The following is a 14121-nucleotide window of genomic DNA, read 5'->3' as shown; positions in this document are numbered from 1 at the left end:
GGTACAATAGATGAAGCTGTTTTCACGGCGCATTTTCAGATTCCGGAACAACGTTGCGCTGACGCTCGCGATATTATTTGGGACTCTCTTCTTTCTGCCGGTTGATCTGCAGGCTGATGAAGGTGATATGAATGCGTCCGGGCTGGGAAAACCTCTGGAGGCACTCAAGATATTGGGTATTAAAGGGGATGATAACCGGGTTCGGGTGAATGTTACCAGTCAGCCGTGGCAGATGGTTGGCCGGTTAAATCATTCCGGAAACCATTGCACGGCGGTACTTGTCGGACCAGAGACGATTTTGACAGCGGCGCATTGTTTCTGGGACAGGCGGCGGAATAAATGGTCTGTTGCAAGTGCCTATCATTTCGTTCTTGGATATGACAAAGGTGAGATCGCGGCGCATTCGAAAGTGAAAAGCTTCGTTGTAGCAGGCGATAACGCTTCCGTTAAAAAGCAGTCCCGTCCTGTCCTCGTGAATGACTGGGCGATCGCACGGCTTGAAAAACCACTTGGCAAATCATTCGGTTTCGCCGAACTCGCTAAAGTAAGCCCGCGCGATCTGGATAAGTTTATTGCCGCGGGAGCCACCGTTATGCAAGGCGGCTACAGCAGGGACGTTGCCCATGTGCTGACTGCCGATATGAGCTGTCAGATTAACAATGTCCAGTCCAGCAAGTCCGGGTCCATATTGGTGCATTCATGCGATGCGACAAAGGGCGATTCGGGATCTCCTATATTTTTACAGACCGGGAAAGGTTTCACGTTGCTGGGTATTCATGTGGCAACTTTGCCTAGATCCGATGGCAAGACGGACGGAGTTGCCTTGTCTGTCGATATGTTTCAGGACGATGTAACTGCCGCGCAAAAGTGACCAATTACATAAAATTTCATGAAAAAGTGACGAAATTTGCTACATTCTACTCCAAATGAGGGATGAAATGGCCCATGGCGCGGGTTAAAGTAACGAAGAATTAACCAATGGACCCATGAAAGAGCCATGGTTCATGAAGGGTGTAAGAACGATGAGTGACAGACAGGCAAATAACGCCGGGCAAGAAACCGAGGAAACATTGGTGCAAAATGGCGTCGATGGAACAGTCGCGGCCTTTCTGGAACTGAATGAGAATGGCGCGGTCGATCTAGATGCATTGTTCGATGCGCTGAACATCGCGACGGAAAATGGCGGCAACGCAGTTGAATTTACGTCGGACGATGCCGGTACCGGCGGCACGCTCACAATTTCAGCGGCGGGCCTGTCTCTAGGGAGCGTTGCACCGGAGGATTTGCCAGATGCAACGGATATGCTCGTCAAAAGTAATATTGTTTCTGACGAGTCCTAAGCTTTCCCTTCATTCTTTTCGATACTTGCCTTGAAGTCGCGGCCAATTTCGGTGTCGAAAAAGCGGACCATTGCCTCGACAATTTCTGAATCATATTTCTCGGGATTTTCTCTGAAGACTCTGAGCGCCTCGTCAACCGTTGTCGATTCCCGATATGAGCGTGACGATATCCTGGCGATGAGAATATCCGCCATTCCAAGTAGTCGGGCCGGCGTTTTTATTTCATCGGCGGTCAGACCGTTTGGATAACCGCTACCATCGAGCCGTTCATTAATCTGTGTCACAGTTTCCAGCACCGGCTTTTCCACATCAGCATTGGTCAGTATTTTCTCTGCAGTTAGGATATGTCCTTGCATAATTTTCTGCTCGTCTTCTGAAAGCCTGGACGTTTTTTCCCTGATTTCACGCGGGATCGAGATTTTTCCGATCTGTGAAAGATGGGCACTCGTATGTATCAGTTTGCGTGTCTCCGGCGGTAATCCAAGCTCAGTCGAAATATAATCGGTCAGCTGTGCCATACGCGCGGAATGGTAGGACAGGTAAGGATCGTTCGCTTCCAGCATTTGTGAGAGCACACTAATGGACTTACGGTCCATCTCTTCCTTGCGGCGCTGATATTCAACAAATTCGGTGATATCGCTGCATACCGTCACGATACCGATAAAAGCACCGTCTTCATTGAGAAAACGCGACTTGGCGACCCGCAATGTCCGCACGCCCTCGCGCGTTTCAATATCGACGAAGGCATTGACCGTTTGCTCTGTCGCAATCGCCTTGCGATCATACTCTGCGAGTTCATGGGCTGCCTTGTCACCAAAAATATCCCTGTCGGTCTTGCCGGGTATGGAGCGAAGCGGAAAGTCCGCAAGGCGGGCGAGGGAAGGGTTGGCATATATATAACGGCCTTCCGGATCGGTCAGGCTGATCAACTCGTCAATAGTGTTGTTGATGCTTCCCAACAAACGCCGCTGGACATTAATCTGGGCGGCAAATTCCTTATATTGCTGCGCGAGCGCGCGGGCGCTCTGGCCTTTCACCATCAGCCAGACAGTTACAAGAACTGTCATGACAACAATAAAAATGCAGATCGCAAGGCCATAGACGAAGAGCGCATAATTCTGAAGGGACGCAAGGGCATAGGCCTTGTTAATGATCTGGAACACCGCCAGATTTGTGCCGCTGACAGCAGCGCCAGAGGCAAAGATATCCCGCCCATTGCTATCCTGCAGTTCCTGGAAGCCGGTGGCACCGGAGATAAATCCAAGGTTAGGCTGACTGGCGCTAAAGGGAGGCTTGAGGGGGTTGATCTGGAAAAACTGCCCTTCCTTCTCCTGATAAAGACGTGTCGATCCCACCTGAAGGCTGAACGGCTCTGTATCCAGCAGACCGGAAAGTGGCTTTGAAGCAGGGACAGTGATCAGCAGAACGCCGACAACGTTGTTGGCGCTCGTGGGATCAGTCTGTGCGGCTCGGATCGGCAGAAGATAATCGAAGACAAGTCCGTTGCCTGTCTCCCGGAACGGCAAAAAGGTGACGTCCGTCTTCCCGTATTGCTCCTGAGCCATTGCCCGCTGTACATCGCTAAGTGCAGGTGCATTGGCAGAGGCGAGATAGGCGCGGCCAGCCGTGCTGATAAGATAGGCCCCGACTAATTCGTTCTGATCCGTGAATTTGGTGAGAGCATTTTGCATATAGGGAAGCTGTGCGTTCAGAGAACGCTCAAGTTTTCCGTCACCGACAAGATTTATCTCGGTTGCAAACAGCTGAAACAGGTCGTTGGACACAATCCTGTCTGCATTCCGGATGGTTCCCGCAAGCCAGGTTTCAATTACGCGGGCTTTCCCGGTTGCACTGACGTCCAGCTGCTTGTGCAACTCCCCGACCATCGTCTCTTTGCGCGATTCAACGGCATAGTCGCAGATAAAATAGCCAAGAACCGCCAAGGCAAATAGAAAAGCTCCTGCAAACTTCAAAGGCATATTTCCGGGCAGTCTTCTTTCATCCGGTGATTCCTTGGAAAGAAAGGAATTCAATTCAAGCTTTAATGATGCATCAGTCATTTTTCTCACTCCCGGAGGCTTCCTGTGCAATCAGGTAGTCCTGAGGAATATGCGCCCATCGCGTCGTTTCATTGACCGAGTAGAGAGGCAGATAATAGTTGATGTGGTAATCATCGAGGATTGTATTGTTGATACTATCGAGGATATAGCGCTTTCCACGAAGCTCCACACTCAGCAGGCCATGGGTTTCATTTCGTAAGACATCATTTGCGATAACAATCCGCATGGAGTCCGGATCGAAACCGAGTTCCTTCAGGCTGATGTACTTCATGACCGCAAAATCACGCGACCCACCGCCGTTTGACAGAAACTCGAGTGGGGCAATCCATTCCGCGTCGGACCCGCTGCTCGCATCGCCCGCAGTATGTTTCCAGCCATTTAAAAAGCGGTTAATGCCATGCATTTGGATGCGCTTGTCTTCCCGTTCCAGCTCCGCAATTTTCGTACGCCACAGCGTCATCTGTTGCGATTTGCAATCCTCGATTTTTTCATCGCAAGCGGTTGCCGCCGCGGCGAGGTTAGGAAAGCTCTCCATGACTTTTTGCCAGCGCGGCAGGGCTTCAAGATTATCCGAAGAAATCTCAATCATGCCGAAAAGGCCTTTTTCCGTAATCCCGGCGCGTGCTGTTTCCCCTGCGATCAAACTGATCAGCAAAACAGCTGCAACCAGCGGAGCGAGCAAGGACATTTTGTATTTCATCAAACGGCGCATCAGCGTTCCCTTAATGCTGTATCCCGGGTCTTCAGGATCGGCTTCAGGATATAGTCCAGGACCGTCTTATGACCGGTCAGGATATCGACGGAGGCCACCATCCCCGGAATGATCGGGTAATTATTTTCGCCACGTTTCAGGGTGTTCTGATCGGTGCGCACGATGATCTGGTAATAGCTTTCGCCGGTTTTTTCTTCGACAATCGTATCGGCACTGATCCGCTCCAGCTTCGCCGGCAATCCGCCATAAATGGAATAGTCATAGGCCGTAATCTTGACTGTCGCCTCTTGTCCGGGGCGAAGGAAGGCTATATCGGCCGGCCGAATGTTGGCCTCTACCAGCAGCGTATCATCAATCGGAACGATTTCGACAATATCCTGGCCCGGTTTGACAACGCCGCCTATTGTCTGGATTTTCACGTCCTTGACTTCCCCTGTCACCGGGGAGCGCACGTCGGTCCGGGCTACTCTGTCTTTCACGCCGAGAATGGCCTGACGCGCTGCTTCATATTCTGCGCGAGTCTGGCTGAGTTCCTGAGAAGCACTGCTTTTAAAGCTGAGAATTTTCTCCTCAATGCGCTGGTTTGCCTCTTTCAGCGCTCCTTCCACCCGGGGAAGGGAGAGTTCGGATGCGGCAATCTGACCTTCCAGCTGGTTGATTTCCCGGCGCAACTTGAGAGAGTCCACTTTAGGCACGATTCCCTTCTTGACCAGAGGTGCCGTAATTTCCATTTCCTCATTGGCAAGGCCGAGACTGGTGCGCAGCTGACGCAGCGTTCCATTAATTTCGGCAATTTCCTGCTTCCGCTGCTGCGCTTGCTGGCGCAATATCTGGATCTGGGATTGCAGGGCTGCCTGTCGGGCATTAAACAGATTTTGTTCGCGGACAGTCACATCTTTACGCTCGGCTATCAGCTCGGCTGGAAAGGTGAGGGGTTCACCGGATGCTTCCGCTTCAAGGCGGGCGATACGTCCCATCAGATTGAGGTAGTTAGATTCTATCTCGCCGGCGCGTGAGGCGTAGCCGGTATCGTCAATCCTGAGAAGGATCTGTCCTTTCTCGACAATATCTCCTTCACGCACCAGCAATTCCCGGAGGATGCCTCCTTCTAGGTTCTGGATAATCTGAACCTGACTGGATGGGATAACCTTTCCGTCTCCGCGGGTTACTTCATCCAGAACAGCATTCTTCGACCAGAAAAAAGCAACGACAAAAAATGCAACAATCCCGAACAGCAGCAGAAAGGCGCGCGGGTGCGGTCCCTGCAGTTTTGCCGCAACAACATCGGAGGCAAAGTCAGTGTCATCCCATTTAAGCTTTGCTGACATTGCTAGTCCTCCTTTCTCGGGAGCGGTTTGGTCACGGTCGCCGATACAGTTCTTGAGGCGGAATTGCCGCTCTGCCCGAGTTTAAGGATTTCATCCCGAGGGCCATCGGCTGCAATTTTGCCATTCCCCAATACGATGATCCGGTCCACCAGCGAGAAAAGCGACGTCCGGTGGGTCACCAGAAGAACCGTCTTGCCGTCGATATAGGACTGCAGCCGGTTGATTAACTGGCGCTCCGAGTTCAGGTCCATGGCGCTGGTTGGTTCATCAAGCATCAGGATGGGCGGATTCGGCAGGAAGGCGCGGGCAAGCCCGATTGTCTGGCGCTGCCCTCCGGACATGGTGGCGCCCTTTTCGCCCACATGTAGATCATATCCATGGGGGTGTTTCGAAATAAAATCGTGAACCCCGGACAGTTTCGCGGCGTTCAGGATCATCTCGTCATCCGCCTGCGGATGTCCCATTGTAATGTTCTGGCGGACCGACGCCTGAAAGAGTGTAATATCCTGCATGACACTGCCAATGCTGCGGCGGATGTCGGATGGATCAATCTGCCGGATATCCGTGCCGTCTATCAGTACGGCACCTTCATCGGGCTCATAAAGATTGATCAGCAAGCGGGAAATAGTCGTTTTTCCGGACCCGACGGGACCAATAATTCCGACTTTTTCACCGGCACTGATCTTGAAGGACACGTCATTAAGAGAGGGTAAGTCTGCGCCGGGATATTTGAAGGTGACATTCTTGAATTCGATATCCCCCTGAATATTCGGACGGCTGAGTTGGCGCTTTTCCGCGCCCCGTTCCACCGGCAGGGACATGATATTATTGAGGCCCTTGAGGGCAACCATCGCCTGATTTAGACGTGTCAGGAGACCTGCGATTTGGCCCAGCGGCGCCATGGTCCGGCCTGTCAGGATAGTGCAGGCAATCAGCGCACCAACCGTGATGCTTGAATCCGGCTCGCCCATCAGGATGACGCCATATACGACGACCCCAACCGTCACAAGCTGCATGGCAGTGGCAGAGAGATTGATCCCAAGACCGGCAAAAAACCGGGCGGCGACACCTGTTTCGGCGGTTTTCCCGACGAAGCGTTCCCATTCCTTTTGCATATGCCCTTCGATACCCATGCTTTTGACCGTATCGAGGGCGGAGATGGTTTCAATGATGACGCCGTGTTTCTGCGCCGCTTCTTCGGATGTTTTTGCGACTGCGCGGCGCATCGGCCACTGCAGGAACAAGCCGATCAATAGCACTGCTGGAATGGCGACAGCGGGGATCATAAAGAGCGGTCCTCCGATTAGGTATATTATGAAGAGAAATATCCCGAGGAAAGGCAGATCGACAAGTGCGGTCACAGTGACCGACGTAAAGAAATCCCGTAATGTTTCGAACTCACGCAAATGGTTTGCGAAGGCGCCGGCAGAGGCGGGCCTCGCCTTAACCTGTAGGTTGAGCACCTGTTCGAAGATGCGGCTGGATAGTAGGACGTCTGCCCGCTTGCCCGCATTATCGACGAAATAGGCCCTGAGTGATTTCAGGAGCAAATCGAAACCGATGACAATAATAACCCCAATCGCCAGAACCCAGAGTGTTTCCAATGCGCGATTGGGAACGACACGATCATAGACATTCATGATAAACAGCGGGCTTGCCAGCGCAAAGCTGTTGATCAGGAATGCGGCAATAACGACCTGTAGATATGTTGGCCAGAATTGCCACATCGTGCCCCAGAACCAGGAACCAGCACGGTTTTGAAGCTTTTCATCCTTGTCGACACGATATTTGAAGCTAGGTCGGGTCAGGATCGTGTAGCCGGCATAGAGTTCTTCCAGCTCTTTTATGGAAATATTGTCGCTGCCTTCACCCGTTTCGGGAAAGATGACGCTCGCCTCCTGACCACCTCGAGACAGCAGGATACAGGCGCGGCGATCTTTCAGCAAAATGACGCAAGGGAGAACAACGTCCGGAACCTTATCCAGACTACGGTTGGAAATACGCGCGCTGATACCGACGCGCTCCGCGGCGCGGACAAAAAGTTGCGGCGTTAATCTGTTGCCTTCAAGCGGCAGGCCGTAAATCAATGCGTCCGGAGTCCTCGGATCGTCAAAAAGTTTGGTCAGCGCGGCAAGGCAGCCAAGAAGAGGATCCTGGTCCGCCCGCGTGACTTCTGAAAGGTTGATCGTCCAATCGCGATCGTGCGGGGTCTCATTTCGCAAGGCCGGGCTGGAATCGCCTTTTTGTTCCTCCATTAACGACCCATCCTGTGCGTCAGGCTTCTCGCCGGTGTCCGGACCTGTCCGGTTCCTGCTTTTTGACATGAGAGAATTCCCGGTAGTCTCCGAGCCAATTGAAAAGGGCTTGCTTGGTTTGCCACTCACTTTTCCGCCCTCATATTCCGCCAAGAATTCATTCCATCTTCCTATTGAGCTCTCTTCAGAAAATCGAAGCGCCCATCGCCTGGATCAGCTTTTCTGTCGAAGGTATTGTCTCGTACGCTCCCTGCAAGCCATTTATTGCGGCTTATAAGGGAAGGTATTCTTTTATGTCCAAGAACGCATTGAGCCCATTCAATGCTTATTTGGTGAAAATGCAGTTAACAAGCGTCTAAAATCTATTGCTCCTTGGCCCCGAGAGCAGTGAGTTTCTCACTCCATCGAGCTCCATACCGGCAAAACGAGCATAACCGGACCATATATATAAGAATAATTGCGGAGTTTCTCAGCTTTTTTCAATAAAAATTAACCATATACGGCATATACTTCAAGACAGGCTGCATTCAAAAACGCTGCAGATTTTCCATGTATTACGGGTTTAAAGCGGTTTGAATACAGTTCTATGTCATCAGGACTGCTGCTGTTGTATTTAGGCCACAGGGCGGCAGGGTCGCCACGAATTCTGACAAGGCCATGGTTATATAAAGTTGATCGTGGGCGGAAAGAACGAGTAGATTGTCTGGCGAATGAAACAAGCTTGGACGTTTTGTTAAGCCTTGATGAACATAAACGGGGTAGGATGTTGTCATGACGGCCAAAACGGACGAAATGGGAGAGGGGCATGAAGTTTAGAAACAGCGCGGTTAAGACGAGGAATGTGCTTTCCGCCAGTATTCTAACGGCAGTATTCGGTAGCGTTCTCGCGGTGGGGGCCGCGCATTCAGAAACCTTGAACGAAGCAGTTCAGAAAACGGTTTCTACCTATCCTGAAATTGCGGAAGCATCTGCTAATCGACGGGCGGTTGACCAGGAGTTGAAGCAGGCCGAAGGGCTTTACCTTCCGACCTTGGATTTGGCAGCTGGCATCGGATATGAATGGACCGATACGGTGACAATCGACAATGAGGATTTGCGCCGGACTGAATCGAGTCTCCTTCTTGTGCAGACTCTATATGACGGTGGTTTCCGCAGTGCCGAGGTCGATCGGCAGGGGAACCGGGTCGATAGCGCCGCCTATCGTGTAAAAGAGCGTGCAGAGGCAATCGCTCTGGATGCGGTGAGAGCCTATCTTGATACTCTCCGGAGCCTCGAAATCGTTGAGCTTGCCCGCCAGAACGTTGAAAAGCATCGTCTCACACTGGATGAAATTCAGGACCGTGTGGAAGCCGGACAGAGCGGCATCGGTGATGATCAGCAGGCTCTGGCGCGTCTGGCTGCCGCGGAAGATACGCTGGTTGAAACGATGCGGGCGCTGGATGATGCGGAGATTACGTATCAGCGAGTTGTCGGTATGCGCCCCGCCGACCTGACATTACCGGAGTTCAGTGACGGGTCTCTACCGGATAATATTGATGACATTGTTGCGATTGCGCTTGAAAACAATCCGGATCTCAAATTTGCGGAATCTGATATCAAATCATCCGAAGCTGAAATCAGAGCTACGCAGGCAAGCTATTACCCGACGATAAATCTGGAAGTTGGCGCCTCCGCTGATAATAATATCGATGGTGTTGATGGGCATAATGACGATTTTCTCGCCATGGTTCGGTTGCGCTACAATCTGTATCGTGGCGGCATCGATGAAGGGCGCGAGAAAGAAGCAATTGCCCGCAAGGCAGAAACCGAGCAGCGAAAACTTCGCTTTGAACGTCTGGTGGAGGAAGAAGTTCGCCGTAGTTGGAGTTCTCTTGCCCGGTCGCAGGCACGGGCTGAAGTTCTTGCAGCGGCCGTTGTCGCCAACCGTGAGGTCGCTTCGACCTACGGTCAGGAATTTGAAATCGGACAGCGGGATTTGCTCGATCTTCTCGATGCCGACAATGAGCTTTTCAACTCCCGCACATCCCTGGTAACTGTCGAATATTCAGTGCGTTTTGCCAAATACCGGTTGTTGGCGACAATGGGTCAATTGAATTCGACGCTTGGTGTAACATTGCCTGAAGAAGCCACGCTGAAGGAAAAAGGATAATCCCTCCAAGAGGCAATTACCGGAAGATAGGAATAAATGAAAGCCGCGCCTAAATAAAAGGCGCGGCTTTTTCTTTTCGCGTAACAGTATTTATTTTGGCTTGTGCCGCCACCAACCCGTCTCGTTCACCGAATAGATTGGCTTGTAGTGGCGGATGCGTTTTGCATCGACGATCTGGCCGATCTGATTGTCGAGAACAAGGCTCTTGCCATCGAAATCAACAACCAGGATGGCGTGGGCGACTCCCAGATTGATATCCTGCAGCACGACGATCTTCATGTCCTTTTCAGACCAGCCGAGTGCCCGCAAGGTAAAATATTTGACAATGGCATAGTCTTCACAATCCCCGAACCTTGCGAAAAACTCCTTCGGAATTTCCCAGTAATCGCGAACCCCCCAATTGATCGGGTCCAGGATATAGCGAAACAGGTTCATATGACGATTGACTTTTTCAAGCTGCTTTTCTTTGGACAATAGACGCCATTCTTCAAGCAAGGCGACCCATTTCTGATATGCACAGCGATTGTACTTGTTGGGGGTGCATTCCCCCGGTTCGTTTTTGTAGGTGTTCAGGACCTTGCGCCATTTGGGAAAGGGTTTAAGACCGGAGTAGGGCGTTGCCTGATATCCAAAAAGTCCGACAGCTTCCGCTTCTGTGGTCAGCGGGACGACGACAAGCAGGCAGGCTAGACTAACTACCTGTAAAATCGCAAAAATCTGCTTCTTTACGCCTGCCACCAAGTTTGTCCCCGTTCCCATTTTTGAACGCTTTCGCACGGTGGCATTATGAACAACAAATGGTTAACAAAATCTAACCAGGAGGCCTATTGTCATTGCAAGATATGCAGATAATTGCATAGGTTAATTGACGGGAATTTACCTATCTTAAAGGGTTCCACGTCATTCTATGGTTAAGTAGTTTTTATGTACCGGGGCATCCATGACGGATACGCAGATTGAAGAGCCAGTAAAAAACAAAACATACAGGACTTTGGGGGTCAGTGTTCTGTTGCTTCTGGCTGTCGTCGTTGCAGGGGTTTGGGGCACCTTCAAATTTGTGGAAGAGCAACGCGCGCGTGACATCCGGAACTGGGAGATTCGTCTGGGCATCGTCGCCGACAGCCGTGCAGCGAGTGTTGAGGAATGGTTGCGCAAGCAGGAGCAGGCAATCGGAACACTGGCGACGAATGCGTCTTTGCAGGTTTATCTGACGCAACTGGTTATCGAAACCTCCGAAAACGGAAATGCCATCACGGAAGTGCCCGAGGCCGGATATCTCATCAATTTGCTCAACAATCAGGCGGTCATTAGCGGCTTCTGGGAGCCAGAGGAGCCGCAGGTTCGTGCTAATGTTTCGCGGCCGGGCCGCGCCGGAATTGCGCTTACGGATGCAACCGGGGATTTGCTTGTTTCAAGTGGTAGTATGCCGCCTTTGAATTCGATGATCCGCTCTGCCATGGCAAAAGCGGGAGATGGCACGGCCGCCTTTATCGATCTGTATGAAGGAATCAATGGTGACCCGACCCTCGGCTTTGTCTGGCCTGTCTTTGCCGTTCAGGATGAAGGCAGTACGAAGGACATCATCGGCTATGTCATTGGTTTGCGAACGGTTGAGACGTCCTTGTTCCCCCTGATGTTCCAGCCCGGAGATACCCTTCAGACGGCGGAGAACTACCTCGTCCGCCGGGACGGCAATCTTGTGCAATATATATCTCCCTTAGCGGATGGAACTCTGGCGTTGACGCGAAAACTGAGCGCCCAGAAGGATTTGGCCGCAGCCTTTGTCATGGACAATCCCGGAGATTTCGCGATTTCGGCTAATTATCTCGGGAACAAGGTTCTGGTGACCGGACGGGCGCTCTCGACTGCGCCCTGGTATCTCGTGCGTACCGTCTCAGAGCAGGAGGCTCTTTCCGAGACGGACCAGCGTCTGCAAACGATGTTGGGAATTTTCCTGCTGCTGATCTTTGCTGTTGCGGGGACGGTTGTTGCCGTCTGGCGCCATGGGACTTCGATCCGGGCGGCGGAGCTTGCAGTGCGCTATAAGAATATGGCGGAACGGCTTAGGGAACGGAGCGAGTTCCTGAAAATTGTCACCGACCAGCAGCCGACAGCCATTGCTGTCTTTGACGCCGAGGATAAATACACCTTCGCCAATAGTGTCGCCGCTGATGGCATCGAAATTTCCCAGGAAGAGATGATTGGGAAAAAGGCAACCAGTGTTCTTGGGCCGACATTGGCCAAGGAGATCATCGAGATGACCAATCTGGTCCGCCAGGATTATGAGCCGCGATCGGTTGTCAGTCGGTTGAAGAGCAGCACAGAGGAAAATCCCGATCGCGTTATCAAATCGGATTTCGTGCCGTTACGCTCTGCTCGTGTGAACAGCAAGGAAGTCCTCACGGTATTTCAGGATATTTCCGACGTTGTGATTGCGCAGGAGCGCCGCGAGGATGTTCTGCGCAATCTCGTCTCGACACTGGTCGCCTTCGTTGACCGGCGGGATCCTTATTCGGCGGATCAGTCACGACGTGTTGCGAAGGTTGCCGTTGCCATCGCCGGTGAAATGGATGCGTCGGAAGAGCTTGTAAGGACCGTTGATATCGCGGGCAACCTTATGAATATTGGCAAGATACTGGTACCGCCGGAACTCCTGACGAAGACAAAAAATCTGACCAAGAAGGAACTGGACATCATTCGAAACAGCCTTGTGGCGAGCGCGGACCTTCTGGAGGAAGTGGATTTTGATCTGCCGATTACGACGACATTGCGCCAATTGCAGGAAAATTTTGACGGAAGCGGTCAGCCGAACGGTCTAAAGGGCACGGAGATTACTGAAGCAGCGCGCATTATTGCCGTTGCAAACGCCTTTGTCGGGATGGTGAGCCCGCGCGCTTATCGCGGGGCACTCGGCTTCAGCGCGGCCGTCAAAAATCTGCTTGAAGATGCTGACATCCGCTATGACCGGCGGATGGTCAGCGCGCTCATCAATTATCTGGAAAACAGGGGTGGACGGGAAGCCTGGAAGTATTTCTCGGAAAATGTTGATCACACGCCCGATAAAAAGGAAACCTAAAAGCCTGAAATTATCAGCGGCTCACGGATGCCTGTAGGGCGGCCGGTCCTGTAAGAATCAGTTTGACGACTTCACTCTGCCGACTAGTATCTGTTTTTCGGAATATCTGCCTGAGTTGGGAACGGACCGTATGCATGCTGACGCCCCATTGCTCTGCCAAATCGTCCAGCTTGTCTCCATTCGTCAGACCAAGTGCGAGACGGCCCTCCGCAGGCGTCAGGCCATAGAGGCGGCATATGCTGTCGATTGAGAGTTCGACCGGCTCTGCAGGGTCGGAGACAAACAGAACCGCACCTTTGCCTGCGACACCTGTTCCGATAGGCGCTACCATCACATTGAGCGGGTAATCACTTTCCATCCGGGTTATGGAGATGGCAAAATCACCTTCGGCCTTTGCTTTTTCATCCGGGGAGAGGGTGTCGGAGAGCAGCTTGGCCAGTGCACGGCTCTCTCCCGGCAGTGTCGCGCGGCATATCTTGTCGGTTCCGACAACCAGGCCATCTCCCTGCTCCAGATACCGTTTGGCTTTGTCATTGAAAAACAGGATCCTGGAGTCTGCGGTCACCAGAATAACTCCGATGGGGAGCCGGTTCAGAACGGCTGTCGCCGAATCCAGAAGCGGTGCCGCCTCGGCACTACGTTGATGTCCCCGATGTCTTTGGATGGCATTAAGTAGATTGCGGGACATTCCGTCAGTTGTCAGCTGACTCTTGATCAGATAATCCTGCGCGCCCTGGCGGATAGCTTCACGACCGACTTTCTCATCATCATCGGTCAGGACGACAACAGGTGTTTGCGGAATCTTCGCGCTGAGCGTGGAGATCGCGTCGAGCCGCGAGTCGGACGTCTCCGTTATATCGAGAATGATAACATCGTCATTTCGTCCGTGTCCGGCTTCAATAAAACTTTCCAGACAGGAAACATGCTCAAATGAAAAATTTGCATTTACGGCATTGGAAAGCATCCAGCTGATTTGCTGGGCATCCTCTTCCTTGCGTCCAATAAAGCGGACTGTCGCTGTTGCATTCTCGTCCATTTAGCAGGTCTATCCGGCTTCTTGTCCGGTTGTCATGTCATTTGAGCCAGTGATTCACCCATAGCATGCTCGAAATTACCTAAAATTTTGATAAGATGAAGGAAATTCCTCTATAATCCAGCTTCCTGAAACCTACTGTACTCTTAAGACAGTAAAATGCCGACC

10 protein-coding genes are annotated in these 14121 nt (G+C 51.9%); 4 read left to right on the top strand and 6 right to left on the bottom strand.

Going from position 1 to position 14121, the window contains the following annotated elements:
* The first annotated feature begins 10 nt into the window (after positions 1 to 10).
* Both AAC599_RS10675 and AAC599_RS10670 read left to right on the top strand, forming a co-directional pair.
* Positions 11 to 871 (top strand): trypsin-like serine protease, encoded by an 861-nt coding sequence (locus AAC599_RS10675; protein WP_340150383.1) that lies wholly within the window; start codon positions 11 to 13, stop codon positions 869 to 871.
* A 151-nt stretch (positions 872 to 1022) separates the two neighbouring features.
* The gene (locus tag AAC599_RS10670) at positions 1023 to 1340 is read left to right on the top strand and encodes a hypothetical protein (protein WP_340150382.1); all 318 of its coding nucleotides are present in this window, start codon (positions 1023 to 1025) and stop codon (positions 1338 to 1340) included.
* Here AAC599_RS10670 and AAC599_RS10665 read toward each other — a convergent pair.
* From AAC599_RS10665 to AAC599_RS10650, 4 genes are read right to left on the bottom strand one after another with little or no spacing between them, the layout of a single operon-like run.
* On the bottom strand, positions 1337 to 3400 hold the full coding sequence (locus tag AAC599_RS10665; RefSeq protein WP_340150381.1) for an HD domain-containing phosphohydrolase: 2064 nt from the start codon (positions 3398 to 3400) through the stop codon (positions 1337 to 1339). The two genes, AAC599_RS10670 and AAC599_RS10665, sit on opposite strands and share 4 nt — an antisense overlap.
* Entirely contained in the window at positions 3393 to 4112 is a 720-nt protein-coding gene (locus tag AAC599_RS10660) for a transglutaminase-like cysteine peptidase (RefSeq protein ID WP_340150380.1), read from the bottom strand. Before AAC599_RS10660 ends, AAC599_RS10665 begins: the two co-directional genes overlap by 8 nt.
* Positions 4112 to 5440, bottom strand: coding sequence for an HlyD family type I secretion periplasmic adaptor subunit (locus AAC599_RS10655; protein ID WP_340150379.1), 1329 nt, complete (start codon positions 5438 to 5440; stop codon positions 4112 to 4114). The genes AAC599_RS10660 and AAC599_RS10655 overlap by 1 nt, the downstream gene beginning before the upstream one ends.
* A 2-nt stretch (positions 5441 to 5442) precedes the next feature.
* Positions 5443 to 7764 (bottom strand): type I secretion system permease/ATPase, encoded by a 2322-nt coding sequence (locus AAC599_RS10650; RefSeq protein ID WP_340150378.1) that lies wholly within the window; start codon positions 7762 to 7764, stop codon positions 5443 to 5445.
* A gap of 736 nt (positions 7765 to 8500) precedes the next feature.
* Here AAC599_RS10650 and AAC599_RS10645 point away from each other — a divergent pair.
* Positions 8501 to 9844 carry a TolC family outer membrane protein gene (locus AAC599_RS10645; protein WP_340150377.1) on the top strand — a complete coding sequence of 448 codons (1344 nt, stop codon included), beginning with the start codon at positions 8501 to 8503 and terminating at the stop codon, positions 9842 to 9844.
* A gap of 90 nt (positions 9845 to 9934) precedes the next feature.
* Here the strand turns inward: AAC599_RS10645 and AAC599_RS10640 are convergent, their stop codons facing one another.
* Positions 9935 to 10582 (bottom strand): transglutaminase-like cysteine peptidase, encoded by a 648-nt coding sequence (locus AAC599_RS10640; RefSeq protein WP_340150376.1) that lies wholly within the window; start codon positions 10580 to 10582, stop codon positions 9935 to 9937.
* A 202-nt stretch (positions 10583 to 10784) separates the two neighbouring features.
* Here AAC599_RS10640 and AAC599_RS10635 point away from each other — a divergent pair, with 202 nt between their 5' ends.
* A complete protein-coding gene (locus AAC599_RS10635) occupies positions 10785 to 12920 on the top strand; it encodes an HD domain-containing phosphohydrolase (RefSeq protein WP_340150375.1) in 2136 nt (711 codons plus the stop codon).
* A gap of 13 nt (positions 12921 to 12933) precedes the next feature.
* Here the strand turns inward: AAC599_RS10635 and AAC599_RS10630 are convergent, their stop codons facing one another.
* The gene (locus AAC599_RS10630) at positions 12934 to 13956 is read right to left on the bottom strand and encodes a DNA-binding response regulator (RefSeq protein WP_340150374.1); all 1023 of its coding nucleotides are present in this window, start codon (positions 13954 to 13956) and stop codon (positions 12934 to 12936) included.
* Positions 13957 to 14121: the final 165 nt, after the last annotated feature.

The organism is uncultured Sneathiella sp. (genome assembly GCF_963976355.1).
GTDB lineage: Bacteria > Pseudomonadota > Alphaproteobacteria > Sneathiellales > Sneathiellaceae > Sneathiella.
The sequence above is the reverse complement of the archived record's forward strand: the minus strand, read 5'-3'. Positions and strand labels throughout refer to the sequence as shown.

What these genes read in the sequence shown, in the direction of transcription:
- AAC599_RS10670 (WP_340150382.1), top strand. Translation starts at nt 1,023, where the DNA reads ATGAGTGACAGACAGGCAAATAACGCCGGGCAAGAAACCGAGGAAACA.
- AAC599_RS10650 (WP_340150378.1), bottom strand. Translation starts at nt 7,764, where the DNA reads ATGTCAAAAAGCAGGAACCGGACAGGTCCGGACACCGGCGAGAAGCCT.
- AAC599_RS10630 (WP_340150374.1), bottom strand. Translation starts at nt 13,956, where the DNA reads ATGGACGAGAATGCAACAGCGACAGTCCGCTTTATTGGACGCAAGGAA.
- AAC599_RS10675 (WP_340150383.1), top strand. Translation starts at nt 11, where the DNA reads ATGAAGCTGTTTTCACGGCGCATTTTCAGATTCCGGAACAACGTTGCG.
- AAC599_RS10660 (WP_340150380.1), bottom strand. Translation starts at nt 4,112, where the DNA reads ATGCGCCGTTTGATGAAATACAAAATGTCCTTGCTCGCTCCGCTGGTT.
- AAC599_RS10665 (WP_340150381.1), bottom strand. Translation starts at nt 3,400, where the DNA reads ATGACTGATGCATCATTAAAGCTTGAATTGAATTCCTTTCTTTCCAAG.
- AAC599_RS10645 (WP_340150377.1), top strand. Translation starts at nt 8,501, where the DNA reads ATGAAGTTTAGAAACAGCGCGGTTAAGACGAGGAATGTGCTTTCCGCC.
- AAC599_RS10655 (WP_340150379.1), bottom strand. Translation starts at nt 5,440, where the DNA reads ATGTCAGCAAAGCTTAAATGGGATGACACTGACTTTGCCTCCGATGTT.
- AAC599_RS10635 (WP_340150375.1), top strand. Translation starts at nt 10,785, where the DNA reads ATGACGGATACGCAGATTGAAGAGCCAGTAAAAAACAAAACATACAGG.